This window comes from Coprococcus sp. RTP21428st1_C9_RTP21428_210409, from assembly GCF_040227395.1.
In the GTDB taxonomy this organism is placed as follows: domain Bacteria; phylum Bacillota; class Clostridia; order Lachnospirales; family Lachnospiraceae; genus Coprococcus; species Coprococcus aceti.
The window spans coordinates 41,198-61,498 of record NZ_JBEHVV010000006.1; the positions used below are offsets into that span (position 1 = coordinate 41,198).

General features: G+C 46.5%; 17 protein-coding genes. All 17 read left to right on the forward strand.

Annotation, left to right across the window (positions count from 1 at the left end):
• Window positions 1-141 precede the first annotated feature (141 nt).
• The 17 genes from ABUA34_RS02405 to ABUA34_RS02485 all read left to right on the forward strand — a co-directional run bounded on the left by ABUA34_RS02405 (window position 142) and on the right by ABUA34_RS02485 (window position 20,295).
• Window positions 142-1,887, forward strand: a complete 1,746-nt coding sequence (locus ABUA34_RS02405) for a peptidoglycan D,D-transpeptidase FtsI family protein (RefSeq protein WP_349822800.1) — start codon at window positions 142-144, stop codon at window positions 1,885-1,887.
• Between the two features lie 70 nt (window positions 1,888-1,957).
• Entirely contained in the window at window positions 1,958-2,917 is a 960-nt protein-coding gene (mraY, locus tag ABUA34_RS02410) for a phospho-N-acetylmuramoyl-pentapeptide-transferase (RefSeq protein ID WP_022217211.1), read from the forward strand.
• Between the two features lie 46 nt (window positions 2,918-2,963).
• On the forward strand, window positions 2,964-4,325 hold the full coding sequence (gene murD / locus ABUA34_RS02415) for a UDP-N-acetylmuramoyl-L-alanine--D-glutamate ligase (protein ID WP_055223901.1): 1,362 nt from the start codon (window positions 2,964-2,966) through the stop codon (window positions 4,323-4,325).
• A 38-nt stretch (window positions 4,326-4,363) separates the two neighbouring features.
• The gene (locus ABUA34_RS02420; RefSeq protein ID WP_242857255.1) at window positions 4,364-5,476 is read left to right on the forward strand and encodes an FtsW/RodA/SpoVE family cell cycle protein; all 1,113 of its coding nucleotides are present in this window, start codon (window positions 4,364-4,366) and stop codon (window positions 5,474-5,476) included.
• A gap of 24 nt (window positions 5,477-5,500) precedes the next feature.
• On the forward strand, window positions 5,501-6,907 hold the full coding sequence (locus tag ABUA34_RS02425) for a cell division protein FtsQ/DivIB (RefSeq protein WP_349822795.1): 1,407 nt from the start codon (window positions 5,501-5,503) through the stop codon (window positions 6,905-6,907).
• Between the two features lie 125 nt (window positions 6,908-7,032).
• Window positions 7,033-8,322: a cell division protein FtsZ gene (gene ftsZ, locus ABUA34_RS02430; RefSeq protein WP_022217215.1), complete on the forward strand. Its 1,290-nt coding sequence runs from the start codon at window positions 7,033-7,035 to the stop codon at window positions 8,320-8,322.
• Window positions 8,323-8,409: 87 nt separating this feature from the next.
• Window positions 8,410-9,930: an NAD(P)H-hydrate dehydratase gene (locus ABUA34_RS02435; protein ID WP_349822796.1), complete on the forward strand. Its 1,521-nt coding sequence runs from the start codon at window positions 8,410-8,412 to the stop codon at window positions 9,928-9,930.
• Window positions 9,914-11,086 carry an alanine racemase gene (gene alr, locus ABUA34_RS02440; protein WP_330416291.1) on the forward strand — a complete coding sequence of 391 codons (1,173 nt, stop codon included), beginning with the start codon at window positions 9,914-9,916 and terminating at the stop codon, window positions 11,084-11,086. The genes ABUA34_RS02435 and alr overlap by 17 nt, the downstream gene beginning before the upstream one ends.
• 103 nt (window positions 11,087-11,189) lie before the next feature.
• Window positions 11,190-11,534, forward strand: coding sequence for a type II toxin-antitoxin system PemK/MazF family toxin (locus tag ABUA34_RS02445; RefSeq protein ID WP_055144003.1), 345 nt, complete (start codon window positions 11,190-11,192; stop codon window positions 11,532-11,534).
• 30 nt (window positions 11,535-11,564) lie between these two features.
• Window positions 11,565-12,365: a hemolysin family protein gene (locus ABUA34_RS02450; RefSeq protein ID WP_055144005.1), complete on the forward strand. Its 801-nt coding sequence runs from the start codon at window positions 11,565-11,567 to the stop codon at window positions 12,363-12,365.
• A gap of 46 nt (window positions 12,366-12,411) precedes the next feature.
• Window positions 12,412-13,161 (forward strand): YebC/PmpR family DNA-binding transcriptional regulator, encoded by a 750-nt coding sequence (locus ABUA34_RS02455; protein WP_015533161.1) that lies wholly within the window; start codon window positions 12,412-12,414, stop codon window positions 13,159-13,161.
• Between the two features lie 187 nt (window positions 13,162-13,348).
• Window positions 13,349-15,085 (forward strand): ABC transporter ATP-binding protein, encoded by a 1,737-nt coding sequence (locus tag ABUA34_RS02460; protein WP_015533160.1) that lies wholly within the window; start codon window positions 13,349-13,351, stop codon window positions 15,083-15,085.
• A complete protein-coding gene (locus tag ABUA34_RS02465; RefSeq protein WP_349822797.1) occupies window positions 15,078-16,838 on the forward strand; it encodes an ABC transporter ATP-binding protein in 1,761 nt (586 codons plus the stop codon). The genes ABUA34_RS02460 and ABUA34_RS02465 overlap by 8 nt, the downstream gene beginning before the upstream one ends.
• A 209-nt stretch (window positions 16,839-17,047) precedes the next feature.
• Window positions 17,048-18,268 carry an aspartate aminotransferase family protein gene (locus ABUA34_RS02470; protein ID WP_015533159.1) on the forward strand — a complete coding sequence of 407 codons (1,221 nt, stop codon included), beginning with the start codon at window positions 17,048-17,050 and terminating at the stop codon, window positions 18,266-18,268.
• A 59-nt stretch (window positions 18,269-18,327) separates the two neighbouring features.
• Window positions 18,328-18,822, forward strand: a complete 495-nt coding sequence (gene queF, locus ABUA34_RS02475; protein ID WP_015533158.1) for a preQ(1) synthase — start codon at window positions 18,328-18,330, stop codon at window positions 18,820-18,822.
• 41 nt (window positions 18,823-18,863) lie between these two features.
• Window positions 18,864-20,162 (forward strand): bifunctional folylpolyglutamate synthase/dihydrofolate synthase, encoded by a 1,299-nt coding sequence (locus tag ABUA34_RS02480; RefSeq protein WP_055144009.1) that lies wholly within the window; start codon window positions 18,864-18,866, stop codon window positions 20,160-20,162.
• Window positions 20,149-20,295, forward strand: coding sequence for a hypothetical protein (locus ABUA34_RS02485; RefSeq protein ID WP_015533156.1), 147 nt, complete (start codon window positions 20,149-20,151; stop codon window positions 20,293-20,295). The genes ABUA34_RS02480 and ABUA34_RS02485 overlap by 14 nt, the downstream gene beginning before the upstream one ends.
• Window positions 20,296-20,301: the final 6 nt, after the last annotated feature.

Sequence of the window (20,301 nt, forward strand, 5' to 3'; positions counted from 1 at the left end):
TGCTTTTTTAATGCAGAGATAGATTTGTACACGAATAGGTGAATACATGAGGCATCCGGCTAATATGATAATAAAAAAGTCCGGGATCAAGAGTTGAAGGTATACAGTTATAACAGGCGGAGGATAAAGTTTGTGTTCGTTATGGCGGCCCTAGCGCTGGGAGTTATAGTTGGCCGTCTTGCATACATAATGCTCTACAGGGGAGAATATTATAGTGAGAAAGCAGATTCCCTGCATGAGAGGGAGAGAAGCATAAAAGCTCCCAGGGGAAGGATATACGACAGAAATGGCAATATCATAGCGGACAACAAGGCGGTGTGTTCAATATCCGTGATACACAGCCAGATAGAGGATGAGGCGGAGGTCACAGAGCTTCTTACAAGATATCTGGATAAGGATCCGGCAGACATCAGGAAGAAGGTGGAGAAGGTATCCTCAAGGGAGCTCATAGCGTCAAATGTAGACAAGGAGACCGGAAAAAAGATCAAGGCGGCTGCTGTTCCGGGGATCAAGGTGGACGAGGATTACAAGCGCAGCTATCCATATGATGCCCTTGCATCGAAGGTTATAGGCTTCACCGGTGCTGACAATCAGGGAATACTGGGCCTTGAGGTGACATATGACAGTGTGCTCACAGGGACAAATGGAAGCATAAATGCGGTCACGGATGCAAGGGGAATAGAGCTTGCGGAATATTCAGAAACCAGGACAGAGCCCATTTCCGGAAATGATCTCGTGACAACACTGGATCTCAATATACAGAGATATGTGACACAGGCTGCAGAGAAAGTCCTGATCGAGAAAAAAGCAAACAGGGTGTGTGCAATAACGATCAATCCCCAAAATGGCGAGATATATGCCATAGTGGATGTGCCGGAATACAATCTGAACGAACCGTTCAAACTGGTTAAGCCAGAGAACGATGGAGAGACAGACACAAGGGAAGATGCAGAGAGAAATAACAGCGCATCCGGGACATCCATGTTGCTGCCTACAGCCGGCAATATGGATGAGCTGAACAATATGTGGAGAAATTATCTGATAAGCGACACATATGAGCCGGGATCAACCGCCAAGATAATAACACTGACGGCAGCACTCGAGAAGGGAGCGGTCGACAGCAGCTCAAACTTTTTCTGCCCGGGATATAAGATAGTTGAGGACAGAAGGATAAGGTGTAGCAAGACCACAGGCCATGGAAGCCAGAGCCTTAAGGAGGCGCTCATGAATTCCTGCAATCCGGCGTTTATGGAGATAGGAGAGAGAACAGGTGTGGATGGCATGTACGAGTATTATCACAAGCTGGGATTGTTCAGTCAGAGCGGAATAGACCTTCCCGGAGAGGCAAACTCCATCATGCATAAGAAGGAAAATGTCGGGCCGGTAGAGCTTGCCACCATGTCGTTTGGACAGTCATTCCAGGTGACTCCGATACAGTTCATATCTGCAGTGTGCACGGTTGTGAATGGAGGGCATACGGTAACTCCACATTTGGGAAAAAGGATAATAGACAGCAGTAAAGAAACTATTACAGCCATTGAATTTGACGAGCAGAGACAGGTTATAGATGAGGAGACATCACAGAAGATGCGGGAGATGCTTGAGGCAGTCGTTGCCGAGGGCGGCGGATCAAAGTGTGCCATAGAGGGCTGCAGGATAGGCGGAAAGACCGCCACGAGTGAGAAACTTCCCAGAGGAACAGGCAGATACATATCTTCTTTTATAGGATTTGCGCCGGCGGATGATCCTCAAGTCCTGACGGTCGTGCTAATAGATGAGCCCGAGGGCACATATTATGGAGGAACCATAGCGGCCCCTGTTGTGAGAGATATTTTTTTGAATATTCTTCCCTATTTGGGAATTGACAAAGCCACAAATGAGTATTAAATTTATCTCAGTCTGAAAACAGTTTAAGAAATACATAGTCCGCGGTGTGCGGGCAGGTAAGGAGTACAAAATGAATTTAGATTTAAAGATTGTTTTACCGGTAGTGATAGCATTCTGTATCAGCGTGGTGCTGTGCCCTATAGTTATACCGTTCCTGAAGAAGCTCAAGTTCGGTCAGTTTGTCAGGGATGACGGCCCACAGGCACATTTGAAGAAGGCCGGAACACCAACCATGGGTGGACTTATAATCCTTCTGTCACTTACGATCACGACGCTTATCTATATGAAGAAATATCCGGATGTCCTTCCGGTGCTTTTTGTGACACTTGGATTTGGACTTATCGGATTTATCGATGATTACATCAAAGTTGTTATGAAGAGATCAATGGGACTTCACGCATGGCAGAAGATGCTCGGACAGATTGTCGTTACGGGAGTATTTGCATATTATGTAGAGAAGTATTCAGATATCAACAATGAGCTTATAATACCATTCCTTGGCAAGACGGTTCAGCTCAACAGCACACTCTATGTGATACTGTTGTTCTTCATCGTGCTTGGAACAGTTAATGGTGCGAACTTCACAGATGGACTTGACGGACTTGCGTCATCAGTCACGGTTCTCATAGCCACATTCTTTGCGGTTGTAGCAGTGGGAACAGACTCAGGTGTTGCTCCGGTTGCCTGCGCAGCGGTTGGATGTCTTCTTGGCTTCCTTGTGTACAATGTGTACCCTGCAAAGGTATTCATGGGAGATACAGGTTCTCTGGCACTCGGTGGATTTGTTGCATCAACAGCGTATATGCTCAAGATGCCTATATTCATAGTTATAATAGCTTTCATATACTTCATTGAAGTATTATCAGTTATAATACAGGTTGTTTCATTCAAGCTTACAGGCAAGAGAGTGTTCAGAATGGCACCTATACATCATCATTTTGAGCTCGGGGGATGGCCTGAGTCAAAGGTCGTTGCTATATTTTCTATAGTGACTGCAGTCCTCTGTGTGGTAGGTTTACTGGCTCTGTAATGTAGAAAGGAGAAAATGGTGCAGTGGTGCACCATGGTGAAATGATATGGAGATCAATACAGCGATAGTAGCAGGAACAGGAAAGAGTGGAATCAGTGCAACCAAGCTTCTGGTAAATCATGGAGTAAAGGTTTATCTGTTCGATGAGAACAAGGACAGAGATATAGAGGCGATAAAGGAGAAGACAGGCGATTCAGAGCTTGTTCAGATAGAACTCGGTGAGCTTGGAGAGGATGCCCTCTCATCATCACAGCTCATGGTCATCAGTCCGGGAATCCCTGTTGATGCGCCATTTACAGATGTGGTGAGAAATGCGGGAATACCTATCTGGAGTGAGATAGAGCTGGCATACCATTATGGTAAGGGTAAGATAGCAGCCATAACAGGAACAAACGGCAAGACTACAACTACAGCCCTTGTGGGAGAGATAGTCAAGGCACACAATGCCAAGACCATCGTTGTGGGAAATATTGGAATACCTTACACAGAGCTGTGCGACACAACAGACGATGATTCAGATACAGTTGCAGAGATAAGCAGTTTCCAGCTTGAGACGGTTATAGATTTTCATCCGAATGTCAGTGCAATACTCAACCTGACTCCGGATCATCTGAACAGGCACTATACATTTGAGAATTATGGAAATGTAAAGTTTTCAATAACAAAGAATCAGACCATGGATGATGTGACAGTCCTCAACTATGATGATGAGCATACACGCGCCATGGGAGAGAAGGCAAAGGATCATTGCCATGTAGTATATTTCAGCAGACTGGAGAAGCCGGCCGGTGGAGTATATGTAGAGGATGGGGATATCATCCTCGAGGATGGCGATAAGAAGATCAATGTACTTGCCATTAAGGATCTTAAGCTCATGGGAGCTCACAATGTTGAGAATGTTCTGGCAGCAGTTGGAATATCATATTATATGGGAGTCCCTGTTGATGTTATCAGAGATGTTGCAACATCATTCAAGGCTGTTGCTCATAGAATAGAATATGTTGACACCATCGATGGTGTCGCATACTACAATGATTCAAAGGGAACAAACCCTGATGCAGCCATAAAGGGAATACAGGCCATGGTGGCTCCTACATTCCTCATAGGTGGAGGCTATGACAAGGGTTCTGAGTACGACGAGTGGATAGAGGCGTTTGACGGCAAGGTAAAGTGGCTCGTTCTCATAGGCCAGACTGCGCAGAAGATAGCTGACTGTGCCAAGAGACATGGATTTAACTCAATTATATTTGAGGAGAATCTTCAGGATGCGGTAGCATATTGCCATGAGAATGCGGTTGACGGAGATGCGGTGCTTCTCTCACCTGCATGTGCAAGCTGGGGACAGTTTGACAACTACGAGCAGAGAGGCGATATGTTCAAGGAGTATGTAAGAAGCTATAAGGAGTGATCTGATTGCATGGAGGTCCTGAGGTTTCAGAAGATAGAGTGAGAGATGCACGAAAACGGTGTCCGGGAGGATATGTGGATGTGACCATGCTCCTGGCGCTGGGGATGATTCTGATATTTGGGCTTGCCATGATATACAGTACGAGCAGTTACAGGGCGTACGACCTGTACGGAGATCAGATGTACTTTTTTAAAAGACAGGCACTTTATATGTTGCTGGCGATCCTCGCCATGTACATAGTGTCAAGATATGACTACAGGCGGCTGCTCAGGCTGTCTGCGGTCATTTTGCTGTCATCACTTGTTCTTCAGGTGGTGGTGCTGATAATAGGAACGGCCAGCCATGGGTCAGCAAGATGGATATATATTGGACCTATAGGATTTCAGCCATCAGAATATGCCAAGACGGCGATCATAATCTACACCTCGGCGAGGGCTGCCGTGGAGAGCAAAAATCTGTGCAGACCGGGCTGCCTTATAAAGGTAATGATCCTGCCCGTGATCACCATAGCCCTGATCGGTGTGGAGAATCTCAGCACGGCTATAATCTGTTTTGCAATCCTTTTTGTAATATTGTTTGTGGGAAGCCCCAGGGTCAGACATTTTGTTCTGATCGGTATATTTGGTGTTGTCGGGAGTGTGCTTTTCATAATGTTCGCAGGCTACAGGGCGAACAGAGTCAAGATATGGCTTGATCCTGAAAATTACGCAGATGGCTATCAGACGGTTCAGTCGTTATATGCCGTTGGTTCCGGTGGACTGTTTGGAGTGGGCTTTGGGAGAAGTGTCCAAAAGATGGGGTTTATTCCGGAGTCACATAATGATATGATATTCTCAGTCGTGTGTGAGGAGCTCGGAATTGTCGGAGCGGCATTTATACTTATCATTTTTCTTATATTACTTAGGCGGATGGCTGTGACGGCCATGAATGCCAGAGACAGATTTGGAAGCATGCTCACAGCGGGAGTGATGGCACATGTGGCGGTCCAACTGCTGATAAATGTGAGTGTTGTCACGAATACCATTCCGCCGACAGGTGTGCCGATGCCATTTGTCAGTTATGGCGGAAGTTCGATAATTTTCATTCTGATGGAGATGGGGATAGTGATGTCCGTATCCAGAGGAATTTCGTATGACGAAACAGACATATGACAGATCCTTTAAAGGAAGATTTGAATGGAAAACAACAATAGACGAAATGTTAATAAAAATAGAATGAGCAGAAATGTTGATGTTGCGCAGACCAGACGTGAAAGCGGCTATGTGGATGTCATGACCGGAAAACGCCTCGACGGAAGGGTCAAGGTTCCGGTTGATAAGAGAAGACAGCAGACAGACAGCCGCAATGGACAGCGGAGAGCAGACGGAGATATGCGCCGCAGGACGGATGAGCAGACACGAAGAAGGCCTGATGGGGAGCACCGCAGAACAGGCGAACAGGCGCGCAGAAGACCAGACGGAGAGCGTCGCAGATCTGACGAGCAGGTGCGCAGAAGACCAGACGGAGAGCGTCGCAGATCTGACGAGCAGGTGCGCAGAAGACCGGACGGAGAGCGCCGCAGATCTGACGAACAGGTGCGCAGGAGACCAGATGGAGAGCACCGCAGATCTGATGAGCAGGTGCGCAGGAGACAGGATGGAGAGCGTCGCAGACCGGATGACCGGATGCGCAGAGAGGATGCAGAAAACCGCAGATCCGAGGAGAGACGCAGGCGTAAGCAAGATCAGGCGGTTGCTGCAAAAAAGAAGAACAAGAAAAAACGCAAAAAAGAGGGCAGAAAGCTTACCCCGGAGGAGATAGAGAGAAAGAAGAAGCTGCAGGCGGAGAAACTTGCCAGAAGAAAGGCGAGACGTGAGAAGGCGGCAAGGATATTCAAGATAGTTCTCAAGATACTTCTCATTCTGGTGGTGCTGTGTGCTATAGCGTTTGTATACATACGTACATGTTACAAATTGAAGTCCATAAAAGTGACCGGAACTGATCACTACACTGACCAACAGATGGTCGATATCGTGACCGGCGGTAAGGATTATGGCAATACGCTGCTGTTTATACTTGAGAGCAGACTGAATCCTGCCCAGGATGTAACCTTTATAGATAAGATAGACGTCACATATGTGAACAGGAATTCAGTAGAGATCACGGTGTACGAGAAGGCCATGGCGGGCTGCATAAAGTACAACGATCAGTATGCATATTTTGATGGCGATGGTATCGTGCTCGAGATATCCGATGCAAAGCTTGATGATGTTCCTTGTATAGAGGGACTTACAAGTGACAGCGTGGAGCAGGGAAAGAAGCTTGATGTCGGTGATTCGGGGTTCTTCCAGGAGATACTGACTATGACACAGCTCATTTACAAGAGCGGAATACAGATAGACAAGATTACTTATGACACAGATCAGAATCTCATACTTCACAAGGATGGAATAAAGATCAGGATCGGCGACGGTGAAAACCTGGAGACGAAATTCATGAATCTTGAGAGCATACTTGAGAGCGTGAAGGGTAAAAAGGGAACTCTTGATATGTCGAATTACAGTGAATCGCAGAGGAACGTTATCTTTAAAGAAAATAAATAAAAAATTTCTTGCGTAATGATATAAAAAATCGTATTATATAGGTACTAATGCGATAAAACGGTCAGCTTTTGAGCAGATGACAATGATTGATGGATAAAGAATAAGTATATAAGGAGGATGCAACCGTGCTTGAGATAAAATCAAATGACGAGAGAACACCGGCAAGGATTCTTGTAATTGGTGTCGGCGGTGCAGGTAACAATGCTGTTAACAGAATGATCGATGAGAATGTTGAGGGAGTGGAACTTATCGCTATCAATACAGATAAGCAGGCTCTTTCACTCAGCAGAGCTACAACAAAGATCCAGATAGGTGAGAAACTTACCAAGGGTCTTGGTGCTGGTGCAAAGCCTGAGATCGGTGCCAGCGCTGTAGAGGAGAATAGAGAAGAGATCGTAGACATCATCAAGGACGCCAACATGGTATTCGTAACATGTGGTATGGGTGGTGGAACAGGAACAGGCGCTGCCCCTGTCGTTGCAGAGATGGCACGTAACCTTGGTATCCTCACAGTCGGAGTTGTCACAAAGCCATTTGGTTTTGAGGGTAAGCCTCGTATGAGAAACGCGATCGAAGGTATAGAGAGACTTAAGGAGAATGTGGATACACTTATTGTTATCCCTAACGACAAGCTCCTTCAGATCTGTGATAAGAGAACAAGTATTCCTGATGCGCTGAAGAAGGCAGATCAGGTACTTCAGCAGGGTGTTCAGGGTGTTACAGACCTTATCAATAAGCCGGGTCTTATCAACCTTGACTTTGCAGATATACAGACAGTTATGAGAGATAAGGGTATCGCTCATATCGGTATAGGTTCAGCAAGCGGAGAGAACAAGGCTGTTGACGCCATCAAGGAGGCTATGGATTCACCACTTCTTGAGACAACCGTTTCAGGTGCAACAGATATCATCGTAAACTTCTCAGGTAACATTGGTATCGTTGAGGCTTATGATGCTGTTACATATCTTACAGAGCAGGCTGGAGATGGAGTCAACATCATCTTCGGTACAGTTGACAATGACAACATGGGTGAGGATATAAGCATCACGATCATTGCTACAGGTCTTGAGAGATCAGGCGAGAGCGATGTCACCGCAAGATATGCAGGTACTGCATCTCCTATGGGAACAATGACCACACCTAAGCCAGCAGTTACAACAACACCTGCTGCAGAGCCAAAGACTGCTACATATGCAGGCCAGAGCCTTGGAACACACAGCACTCAGACAAGCACAAGACCATCGTTCCTCGGCGGTCAGACAACTGAGACTGCTCCGGCAGCAAAGCCAGCATACACAGCACCTGTGACACCAGCACAGCAGACACCTGTAACATCAACACCAGTTGAGCCGGCACATGTGTCAAGACCAAAGACAGAGAGTATCAAGATTCCTGATTTCCTCAAGAAGAGATAAGGAAGAGATCGGAAGATTTTATAGGTAAGTATAAAACGGGTAATTTCGAGAGAAATTATCCGTTTTCTTCAATAAGGAGGCAGAAATATGTTTTATGTTGCAGACCGAACAGAGATGCAGGAGATAGACAGGCTGACCATAGAGGAAAAGGGTGTGCCAGGGATCCTGCTTATGGAGAGAGCTGCGATCTCCGTGCTGGAGGAGATAAATTCCAGACTGAAGTCTATAAACGCGGACAGAAAATTAAAGTGCCTTGTGGTTGTTGAAGGCGGCAATAACGGCGGGGACGGACTGGCTCTTGCGAGACTCCTGTACCAGCAGGGAGATATTGTCCATGTCTGTTATATAAATGGAATATCGAGAGTAAGCGACAGCTTTTCATATCAGCTTGAAATAGCGAAAAAAATCGGCATACAGGTGACGGATCACATCATTGACAGTGATTACGATGTGGTTGTGGACGGAATATTTGGCGTCGGACTCAAGCGTGATGTGGCGGGAATATGGAGAGAGACCATAGAGACGATGAACGGACTTGGCGGCTTTAAGGTTGCCATAGATACCCCGTCAGGTGTGGATGCCAGCACGGGGCAGATCATGGGATGTGCATTCAAGGCAGGTATGACGGTCACATTTGGACTGAATAAAAGAGGGCTGATATTTTATCCCGGCTGCGAGATAAGCGGAGAGGTCGTTGTGAGAGACATAGGATTTGCACAGGCTGAAGTGGACAGAGTACACCCGGTGGCATATTCCTACAACAGAGACGATCTGTGCATGCTTCCGGGACGGAGTGATTCATCAAATAAGGGAACATATGGAAAGCTTGCGGTGATAGCTGGAAGCAGAGACATGTCCGGTGCCATGACATTTGCGGCGGAGGCTGCATACAGGATGGGAACAGGGCTTGTGAAGATATACACACATATCGACAACAAGGAGATAGCAGGAGTAAGAATTCCTGAGGCAGTGCTTATGTGCTATAGCAACAAAGATGAAGCGGAGCAGTGTGCAAGGGATGCCGTGGAGTGGTCGGATGCCATACTGATCGGTCCTGGTATAGGAAAAGGCGATGCGGCAAGGAGCATGGTGGAATATATTATGTGTGAGGCCGTGCAGACCGTGATCGCGGATGCGGATGCCTTGAACATAATATCCGAAAAGCCCGATATTCTTGGAAGACACAGAGGACCGGTGATCGTAACGCCACATATAGGAGAGATGTCAAGACTTACAGGCGTCGCCATACCGGATATAAAAAAGAATATATTAGAGGTGTGCAAAGACTTTTCGATGGAGTATAATGTTGTAAGTGCGCTGAAAGATGCCAGAACATGCGTAAGTGACGGCAGGGATGTGTACATAAACACATCCGGTAATAACGGTATGTCAACTGCGGGGGCAGGGGATGTGCTTGCCGGGATAATAGCTGGGCTTGTCTGCACCGGACTTGGTGCGTATGAGGCTGCGAAGCTGGGAGTATATATACATGGGTTGGCAGGAGATATGGCGGCAGAGCACAGAGGAAGAAATGCAATGATAGCCAGGGATATAGTGAGCGCTATATCGGAGGTTATAAAAGGAGCAGAACATGATGGACAACAGTAACTTTAACAGAGTGCAGGCTGTGATAAATCTTGACAATATAAGGGATAATATCACGGCTATGAAGAGGCTTATAGACGGTGATAAGAAGATGCTGGCGGTCATAAAGGCAGACGCCTATGGACACGGCGCTGTCGAGGTGGCAGAGGCACTTGATGATCTGGTGGATTTCTTTGCAGTGGCATTCATCGATGAGGCTTTGGAGCTCAGAAGAGCAAATATAGATAAGCCCATATTGATACTGGGCTACACAGATCCCTCGGATTACGAACTGATTATCAGATATGATGTTAGACCTGCCATGTATGAGGTGGACGATGCACAGAAGCTCTCGGATCTGGCGGTGAGCATGAACACAAAGGCAAAGATCCATATCAAGGTCGATACAGGCATGGGAAGAATCGGATTCACATGTGATGAAGATGGCGTGAAGAACATAGAAAAGATCAGTCAGATGCCGGGCATAGAGATAGAGGGGATATTTACCCATTACGCAAAGGCTGATGAACTCGACAAGACCGCTGCAAATGGTCAGCTTGAGAAGTTCAGGTGGATAAACAGCCAGCTTGAGGCACTTGGAATACACATACCTGTAAGGCATATATCTAACAGTGCGGGTATCATGGAGATGGACAATTCGGATTTTGATATGGTCAGATCGGGAATAGTCACATACGGACTTTATCCATCAGATGAGGTAGATAAGAATATAGCGGCTTTGAAACCTGCTATGAGACTTATGTCCAAGGTTATATTTGTGAAGGACGTAAAAGCCGGAACAGGTATAGGATATGGATGGTCCTATATAGCGGATCATGATATAAAGGTTGCGACGGTGTCGGCAGGATATGCCGATGGATACCCAAGAGCACAGTCCAATATAGGCCGAGTTATCATCCATGGAGAGTATGCTCCGATCATCGGAAGGGTGTGCATGGATCAGTTCATGGTTGACGTGAGCCACATTGATGGTGTAAAAGTAAGAGATGACGTAACTCTCATCGGACAGGATGGAGACAGAGAGGTAACTGTCGAGGAGGTGGCAGCGCCTGCCAACAGCTTTAATTACGAGCTGGTATGTAACATATCAAGACGAGTTCCGAGAACATACATAAGGGACGGCAGAGAGCTTGGACAGGTAAACTATCTTCTGGATTAACGAATAACCGGTACTGTCATGGGCAATACTTTTTTTAGAGTGGAATACATACTATATAAGTATATAGCCACATTCAATGAAAGTATTTGTGGGGTGAACAGAATTGGTGATCAGACGTGGGGATATTTATTACGCGGATCTAAGACCGGTGGTTGGATCGGAGCAGGGAGGCATACGACCTGTTATAGTAGTTCAGAATGAGGCTGGGAACAGACACAGTTCCACGGTCATAATAGCTGCGATAACCAGCAAGATGAAGAGGCCAAAACTTCCAACACATATCATGCTTGATTCTTCAAGCTGTGATATAGCGAAGGATTCCGTCATATTGTTGGAACAGCTCAGGACTATAGACAAACAGCGCCTGAAAGAAAAGGTGTGTCACGTTGACGCTGATGTGCTGAGGCGCGTTGATGAAGCTCTGAAGATAAGTCTTGAACTGGCATAAAATAATATATGAGGTGATACAGACTATTATATGAAGATTTTTAACAAAAAATCAGAAGAGGAAAAGGTAGAAGAAGAGATCATATCCATGGTGAACGAGGGAAATGAGCAGGGACTTATAGAGGACTCTGAGGCCCAGTTTATTACAAACATATTTGAGTTCACTGACAAGGAGAGCAGAGATGTGATGACGGCCAGATTGAACGTCATGGCTATAGACAAGAACTCTGATCTGGACGAAGTCATGGAGATAATGATAGAGAATAACTATTCAAGATATCCGGTGTATGACGGTGATCTTGACAACATAGTTGGAATAATCTATTTCAAGGATTTTGTGAAGGAATATCTGCGCGATAAGACGAAATCACTGGCTGAGATCATGGTTGAGGCTACATTTGTACATCCTACGTACAACATAGCAAAATTGTTCCGCAGGATGCAGACGGCAAAGATACATATGGTCATAGTTGTGGATGAGTATGGTCAGACAGAGGGAATCGTGACCATGGAGGATATTCTGGAAGAGATAGTCGGCAACATACTTGACGAGTACGATGACGCCAGCGAGGATATCAAGAAGCGTGGCGATATGTACATAGTCAGTGGTAAGGCTGAACTGGATGAGCTGAGTGACGTTCTGGGGATAGAATTCCCGGATGAGGACTTCCAGACGCTGAACGGATTTCTGCTGTATGAGCTGGGGAGACTTCCATATGCGGATGAGGAGATAGAGATAGTGTATCAGAACTACAGATTCACTTCCCTGTCGGTAAATAACAACATGATCGGTGAGGTAAAGATCACAAAGGTTGAAAAAACACCGCAATAGTGATAATATACGTAACTAGTAATCAAGAGAAAGAGGAGAATTAACGATGTCAGGACATTCAAAATTTGCGAACATCAAGCACAAGAAGGAAAAGAACGATGCAGCAAAGGGTAAGATCTTCACAATCATTGGTAAGGAGATCGTGGTAGCAGTAAAGGAAGGCGGAGCAAATCCTGAGAACAACAGTAAGCTTCGTGATGTAATCGCCAAGGCAAAGGCGAACAACATGCCTAATGATACTATCAAGCGTGGTATCGAGAGAGCGGCAGGAGATGCCAATTCAGTAAATTACGTAGTGAATACATATGAAGGCTACGGTCCTAACGGTACCGCCATCATAGTAGACACTCTTACGGACAATAAGAACAGAACAGCAGCCAATGTGCGTAACTGCTTCACAAAGGGTGGCGGTAACGTAGGTACAACAGGCTGTGTATCATATATGTTTGATCACAAGGGACAGATCATCATTGCAAAGGAAGACTGTGATATAGATGCAGATGACCTCATGATGATGGCACTGGATGCAGGAGCTGAGGATTTCTCAGACGAGGATGACAGCTACGAGATCATCACAGCACCTGAGGATTTCTCGCAGGTAAGAGAGAGCCTTGAGAAGGAAGGCATAAAGATGGCTGAGGCTGAGCTCACAATGATACCTCAGAACTATGTTGATATAGACGATCCTGAGGTTGTCAAGAAGTTCACAAGGATTATAGATATGCTTGAGGAGGACGATGACGTTCAGGCAGTATATCACAATGCAAATCTTCCGGAAGAGGACGATGAGGACTGATATATAATTGCAAGGGATATGATAGCATTGGTAACAGACAATTACTCAGATGATCAGCGCCATTGCAGCATAGCTTGAAATAGAACTTCCGCACCTTATATATGGTGTGGAAGTTCTATTTGAGTAATGACGACATGGATAGTATCTGTGTCTGTTATATACGGAATGAGTATTGTTAGGAGAAGAGATGAAGGGAATACTTAGATATCTTAAGGACTATAAGAAAGAGTCCATACTTGCCCCGCTTTTTAAGATGTTGGAGGCAACATTTGAATTGCTTATCCCGATCGTCATGGCAAATGTAATCGATGTCGGTATAGCAGGGCGTGACATAAGCTACGTTGTGAAGATGTGTCTCGTCATGATACTTTTGGGAATTATCGGTCTGGTGTGTTCTATCACCGCCCAGTATTTTTCGGCAAAGGCTGCTACAGGATTTGGAACAGCACTTCGAAATGATCTGTTCAGGCATATTACATCACTTTCATACACAGAGATCGACAGCATAGGAACATCCACACTGCTCACGAGAATGACCAGTGACACGAACCAGGTACAGACAGGAGTCAACATGGTGCTCAGACTGTTCCTCCGTTCGCCGTTCATAGTGTTCGGTGCCATGATCATGTCATTCACCATCGACGTGAAGTCGGCCATGACATTTGTGGTGACCATACCGGCACTTTCAATTGTTGTGTTCGGTGTTATGGCACTCAGCATACCTCTGTTCAAGAAGGTGCAGAACAGACTGGACAGAGTCACACTGCTCACCCGTGAGGGGCTTGAGGGCGCGAGAGTTATCAGAGCCTTTAACAGACAGGACAAGGAATTTGAGGAGTTTGACAAGTCCACGGATGACCTGATGAAGTTCCAGCTCCTTGCAGGACGTATATCAGCGTTCATGAATCCTGTCACTTATGTGATAATCAATCTCTCAACCGCAGCTATAATCTGGATCGCAGCGGGACAGACAGATGCGGGAATCATCACACAGGGAAAGGTCGTCGCACTTGTCAACTATATGTCACAGATACTCGTCGAGCTCATCAAGCTCGCAAACCTTATCGTGACGATCACCAAGGCTGTTGCCTGCGCAAAGAGAATAAATGCGGTCATGGATCAGCAGCCATCCATAACGGATGGATCAGGCAAGGCAGCAGGATCACCGGCAAATGCTGTAAAGGTAAGCTTCAGGGATGCAAATCTCAGATATGCTGGGGCCGGAGCAGATTCCCTGTCAGATATAACATTTGACGTGGCACCGGGCGAGACTGTGGGAATCATAGGCGGTACGGGTTCAGGAAAGAGTTCTCTTGTAAACATGATCCCAAGATTTTACGATGCCAGCCAGGGAAGCGTGTGCATAGACGGAGTTGACGTAAAGGACTACACCCTGGACGAGCTCAGGCATAAGGTCGGAGTGGTACCGCAGAAGGCTGTATTGTTTGCCGGAACAATAGCAGACAATATCAGGTGGGGCAAGCAGGATGCGACTGAAGCAGAGATAGACGAGGCGCTTGAGATAGCCCAGGCCAAGGAGTTTGTAGACGGCAAGGAGAATGGAATATACTTCAAGATCACCCAGGGGGGCAAGAACCTGTCGGGTGGACAGAAGCAGAGGCTTACCATAGCCAGAGCGGTCGTCAGAAAGCCTGAGATACTGATACTGGATGACAGCGCATCGGCGCTAGATTTTGCAACTGATGCGGCTCTCAGAAAAGCGATCAGGGAGAAGACAAAGGGCATGACTGTATTCCTTGTGTCACAGAGAGCGTCGACCATCATGAATTCGGATAAGATCATCGTCATGGATGATGGTCAGATAGCCGGGATAGGAACCCATCGGCAGCTGCTTTCTAACTGTGAGATATACAGGGAGATATGTCAGTCACAGCTTTCGGAGGAGGAACTGTCTCATGAGTAAAGATAAAGGGAATAAATCAGTAAATAAAAAGACGATACTCAGAATACTGAAGTATATCAAGAGATACAGGTTCCTCGTGGTTCTGTCTCTCATATGTGCAGCCATATCGGTCGTGCTCACACTGTATGCACCTATCATCATGGGACATGCAGTTGACAGGGTCGTTGGACCGGGAAAAGTAGATTTTACAGGACTTAAAGGAATGTTGGCAAAGCTTGTGATTGTGGTCGTTATAACGGCTGTTGCACAGTGGATCATGAACGTCCTCAACAACATAATCACATACAGGGTGGTTAATGATGTAAGAACAAAGGCATATGAGAAGCTTGGCAGCCTGCCGCTCTCATATGTGGATTCACATACACACGGAGACATAGTCAGCAGGATCATAGCTGACGTAGACCAGTTCTCAGACGGACTTCTGATGGGATTTACACAGCTATTTACAGGAGTTATGACTATAGTAGGAACACTGTGCTTCATGCTGTCGATCAACTGGATCATAGCCATTGTGGTCGTATGTATCACTCCGGTATCACTCTTTGTTGCGTCATTCATAGCAAAGAGAACATACAGTATGTTCAGGAAGCAGGCTGAGATCAAGGGTGAGCTCACATCCCTTGTAAATGAGATGGTTGAGAACCAGAAGGTAGTCACAGCATTCTCCATGGAGGATGAGACCTGCGACAGATTCCAGGAGGTCAATGGAAGACTTAATGTGGCAGGACTTCAGGCTACATTCTTCTCATCGATAACAAATCCTAGTACAAGATTTGTCAACAGCCTCGTGTACACAGGCGTTGGAATCATAGGTGCCATAACAGCTATAAAGGGCTTTATATCAGTTGGACAGCTCACAAGTTTCCTGAGCTATGCAAATCAGTATACAAAGCCGTTCAATGAGATATCAGGCGTTGTCACAGAGCTTCAGAACGCGCTGGCATCCGCTGCCAGAGTGTTTGAGCTTATAGACGAGGACACAGAGGCTGCAGAGCCTGCTGGCGCACACGAGCTCACAGACGTTCACGGTGAGGTGGACCTTAAGAATGTTGACTTCTCATACAACAAAGATGTGGAGCTCATCAAGAACCTCAACCTGAATGTGAAGGATGGACAGAGGATAGCCATAGTAGGACCTACAGGCTGTGGTAAGAGTACAGTCATCAACCTGCTCATGAGATTCTATGATGTGGATGCGGGAAGCATATCCGTGGATGGATATGACATACGAGAGGTCACAAGAAAGAGCCTCCGCGGCAACTACGGAATGGTGCTCCAGGAGACCTGGCTTAAGAGTGGCACGATAAGGGACAATATAGCATACGGAAGACCGGACGCAACGGATGAGGAGATCGTCGAGGCTGCAAAGCAGTCACATGCACACAGCTTTATCAAGAGACTTCCTGATGGCTATAACACATATATAACAGAGGATGGAGGCAATCTGTCACAGGGACAGAAGCAGCTCCTATGTATCACAAGGGTTATGCTTGATCTTCCACCTATGCTCATACTGGATGAGGCAACATCATCCATAGATACAAGAACTGAGATAAGGATACAGAGGGCATTTGCCAAGATGATGAAGGGCAGAACAAGCTTCGTGGTTGCACACAGACTGTCAACCATCAAGGAGTCAGATGTCATCCTAGTCATGAAGGACGGGCACATCATCGAACAGGGAAATCACGAGACACTGCTTGCAAAGGGCGGCTTCTACACGAATCTGTACAATTCCCAGTTTGCAAGATAATACAGAGAAATGCATAAATATAAAAGGGCTGTGCTTTGAGGTATACCTCACGGTACAGTCCTTTTTAACGGTGGTTAAAGCATTTATCTGTTATATTTCACGAACGCTTGCCAGTGGCGGGCTTTGTGTATATAATGTATGCGGAATGCCTGTTATAATATGGGCGGATATTTGCAGATATACCGGAGAGTATACAAAAGGAGAGAAAGATGAAGGTTAGTGAATCAGGTTATACAAGAGAAGAACTTTTAGAGATAGTAGATACATATCTGGCAGAGCAGTCCAGAAGATGGGAATTCATAGAGGAGAAGGGCGATGGCATGTATGTGTACGCTGAGAACGGCGACAGATACCTCGACTTCTTCGCAGGAATAGCGGTAAGCAGCGCGGGAAATGCCAACAAGAAGGTTGCAAAGGCCATAGCTGACCAGGCGGCAAATGTAATACATGCATCAAACTATGCATATACACTTCCAATGATCCTCCTTGCAAAGAAGGTGTGTGACACCATAGGCATGGAGAAGATCGTGTTCCAGAACTCAGGAACAGAGGCAAATGAAGCCATGATCAAGATGGCTAGAAAGTACGGCGTGGACAATTACGGACCGGACAGATATAAGATCGTGACAGCGAAGAACAGCTTCCACGGAAGAACATACGGTGCACTGTCGGCAACAGGCCAGCCTGATTCGGCCTGCCACAAGGGATTTGCACCACTCCTTCCGGGATTCACATATGCAGAGTATAACAACCTTGAGGACTTCAAGAGCAAATGCGATGAGAACACCATAGGAATCATGGTAGAGCCTGTACAGGGCGAGGGTGGTGTATACCCTGCAGACCCTGAGTTCCTTAAAGGACTTCGTGAGTTCTGTGATGAGAAGAACATGCTCCTCATGTTCGACGAGGTTCAGACCGGATGGGGAAGAACCGGAGACATCATGGCATATATGACATATGGCGTAAAGCCTGACATGGTATCCATGGCAAAGGCCATCGGGGGCGGTATGCCTATAGGCGCGATGTGTACAAGCACCAAGATAGCAGCAGCATTTACACCTGGTGCCCACGGTTCAACATACGCAGCCAACCCTGTGTGCTGTGCAGCGGCGCTTGCAGAGATAGATGAGATACTGGATAACAAGCTCTACGAGAATGCAAAGGAAGTAGGAGCATACTTCATGGAGGAACTCAAGGCACTTCCTTGTGTCAAGGAGATCAGAGGACGTGGTCTTCTTATAGGCGTTGAGTTCAACAAGCCTATCGCATTTGAAGTAAAGCACAGAGCGTTTGAGAACAAGCTCCTCATAACAGCGGTAAGAGACAGCATCATAAGGATCGCACCTCCACTTATCGTTAAGAAGGAGCACTGTGACGAGGCTGTTAAGCTGCTCATCAAGTCTGTGACAGAAGCACTGCAGGAGCAGTAATACAGCGTGATCATATAGCAGAATAAGCATGAATCATAAAAGTAATATAGGAGACCATAATGGGAAGAAGTAAAGAAGAGATGGAGGGGGTGACCCTCCTTGGAAATAAAGACGTAAAGTACAGCATGGACTATGCACCTGAGATGCTCCAGACATTTGACAACAAGCATCCGGACAACGACTACTTTGTAAAGTTCAACTGTCCTGAGTTCACAAGCCTCTGTCCGATCACCGGACAGCCTGACTTCGCAACGGTGTACATATCATATGTGCCGGGCGAGAAGATGGTGGAGAGCAAGTCGCTGAAACTGTATCTGTTCAGCTTCAGAAATCACGGAGACTTCCATGAGGACTGTATGAACATCATCATGAAGGACCTCATAAAACTGATGGATCCAAAGTACATCGAGGTGTGGGGCAAGTTCACACCGAGGGGAGGAATCTCCATAGACCCGTACTGCAATTACGGCAGACCGGGAACAAAGTGGGAGGAGGTTGCCTGGAACCGTCTGGCAAACCACGACCTCTACCCTGAGAAAGTTGACAATAGATAATTGGGTCTGAGCAGCACGCACGGACGGATAGGAGAATCATAATGGCGGATTACAGAGAGACTGTGGATTATATATTGGGTATTCCGCTTTTTGCACAGAAGATTGGCAAGGAGAACCTTTCCAGTCTTTTGTGCCGTTTGGGGAACCCTGAGAAGGCTGTTCCTGCGATACATGTGGCGGGAACCAACGGCAAGGGCAGCACATGCCGCGCTCTGGCGCAGATGCTTGCAGCCCAGGGATACAGAGTGGGATTGTTCATATCACCCCATCTCGTGTCCATAAACGAGAGAATACAGATAAATGGTACAAATATATCCGATGACGATTTTGTGTCGGCATTTGAGACCGTAAAGGGGCAGTTCATGGAGCACCCTTCGTTCTTCGAGGTCATGTTTGCCATGGCGGCGGTGTATTTCAGACAGCAGAAGTGTGACTTTGCCGTATACGAGACAGGAATGGGCGGAAGACTGGATGCGACAAATGTCCTTACGCCGGAGCTTACGATCATCACGTCGGTGGGAATGGATCACATGGAGTATCTTGGCGACACGATAGAGAAGATAGCTTATGAGAAGGCAGGCATCATCAAGCCGGGTGTTCCGGTGATATATTTCAGGCGGGACGAGGCGGCTGCGCGGGTCATAGAAGATACTGCCAAAGAGCGTGGAGCGGACATAATTCCGGTCGAAAAATCAGATTATATAATAAATCATTTGGGGAACAAAACCATTGATTTTTCATTGCATAATCGGTATTATAGTTATTGCAATTTACAGATACAGAAGACATCACTGTACCAGGTGGAGAATGTCAGCCTTGCCGTGACAGCATTCAGGATGCTCATGGAGAGGCGGAATGTACCGGAACAGGATATAGAGAAGACCGTGAGGAATGCACTCCTGCAGTTCTACTGGGAGGGCAGGATGGAGGAGATAGCTCCCCATATATATGTGGATGGTGCCCACAATGTGGAGGCTGTAAATGCATATATAGAGACCATGAACAGGCTTCATGGGGAATATGACAAGATACTGGTATTTGCGGCGGTGAAGGATAAGGAGTATGACTCCATGATACATTTGCTTGCCGGAAATATTACGTTTGGCAGGATAATAGTCACAAGCGTTGACAGCAGCAGAAAGGCGGATTCCGCAAAGCTGGCGGAGATATTCTCGGCGTGTACGGATACTCCGGTCATGGTCAGCGATGAGATTGACGATGCCATGGATATGGCAGTGGAGCTCAGAGGAGACAGAGAGAATACCAACATATACTGCGTTGGTTCCCTGTATCTGGTGGGCGGTGTCAAGAGATGGAGGAACAGACATGATCAATTTTGATGAAGAGATAAAGAGGTTTAAGCCGGCACTTGAACTTGACCAGGCAGAGGATGCAATATACAACAATGATCTCAAGGACATCATGGATGTCATGCAGGAGATGATGAGGGTTGCAAAGGAAGCAGAGAAGTAAAGAACA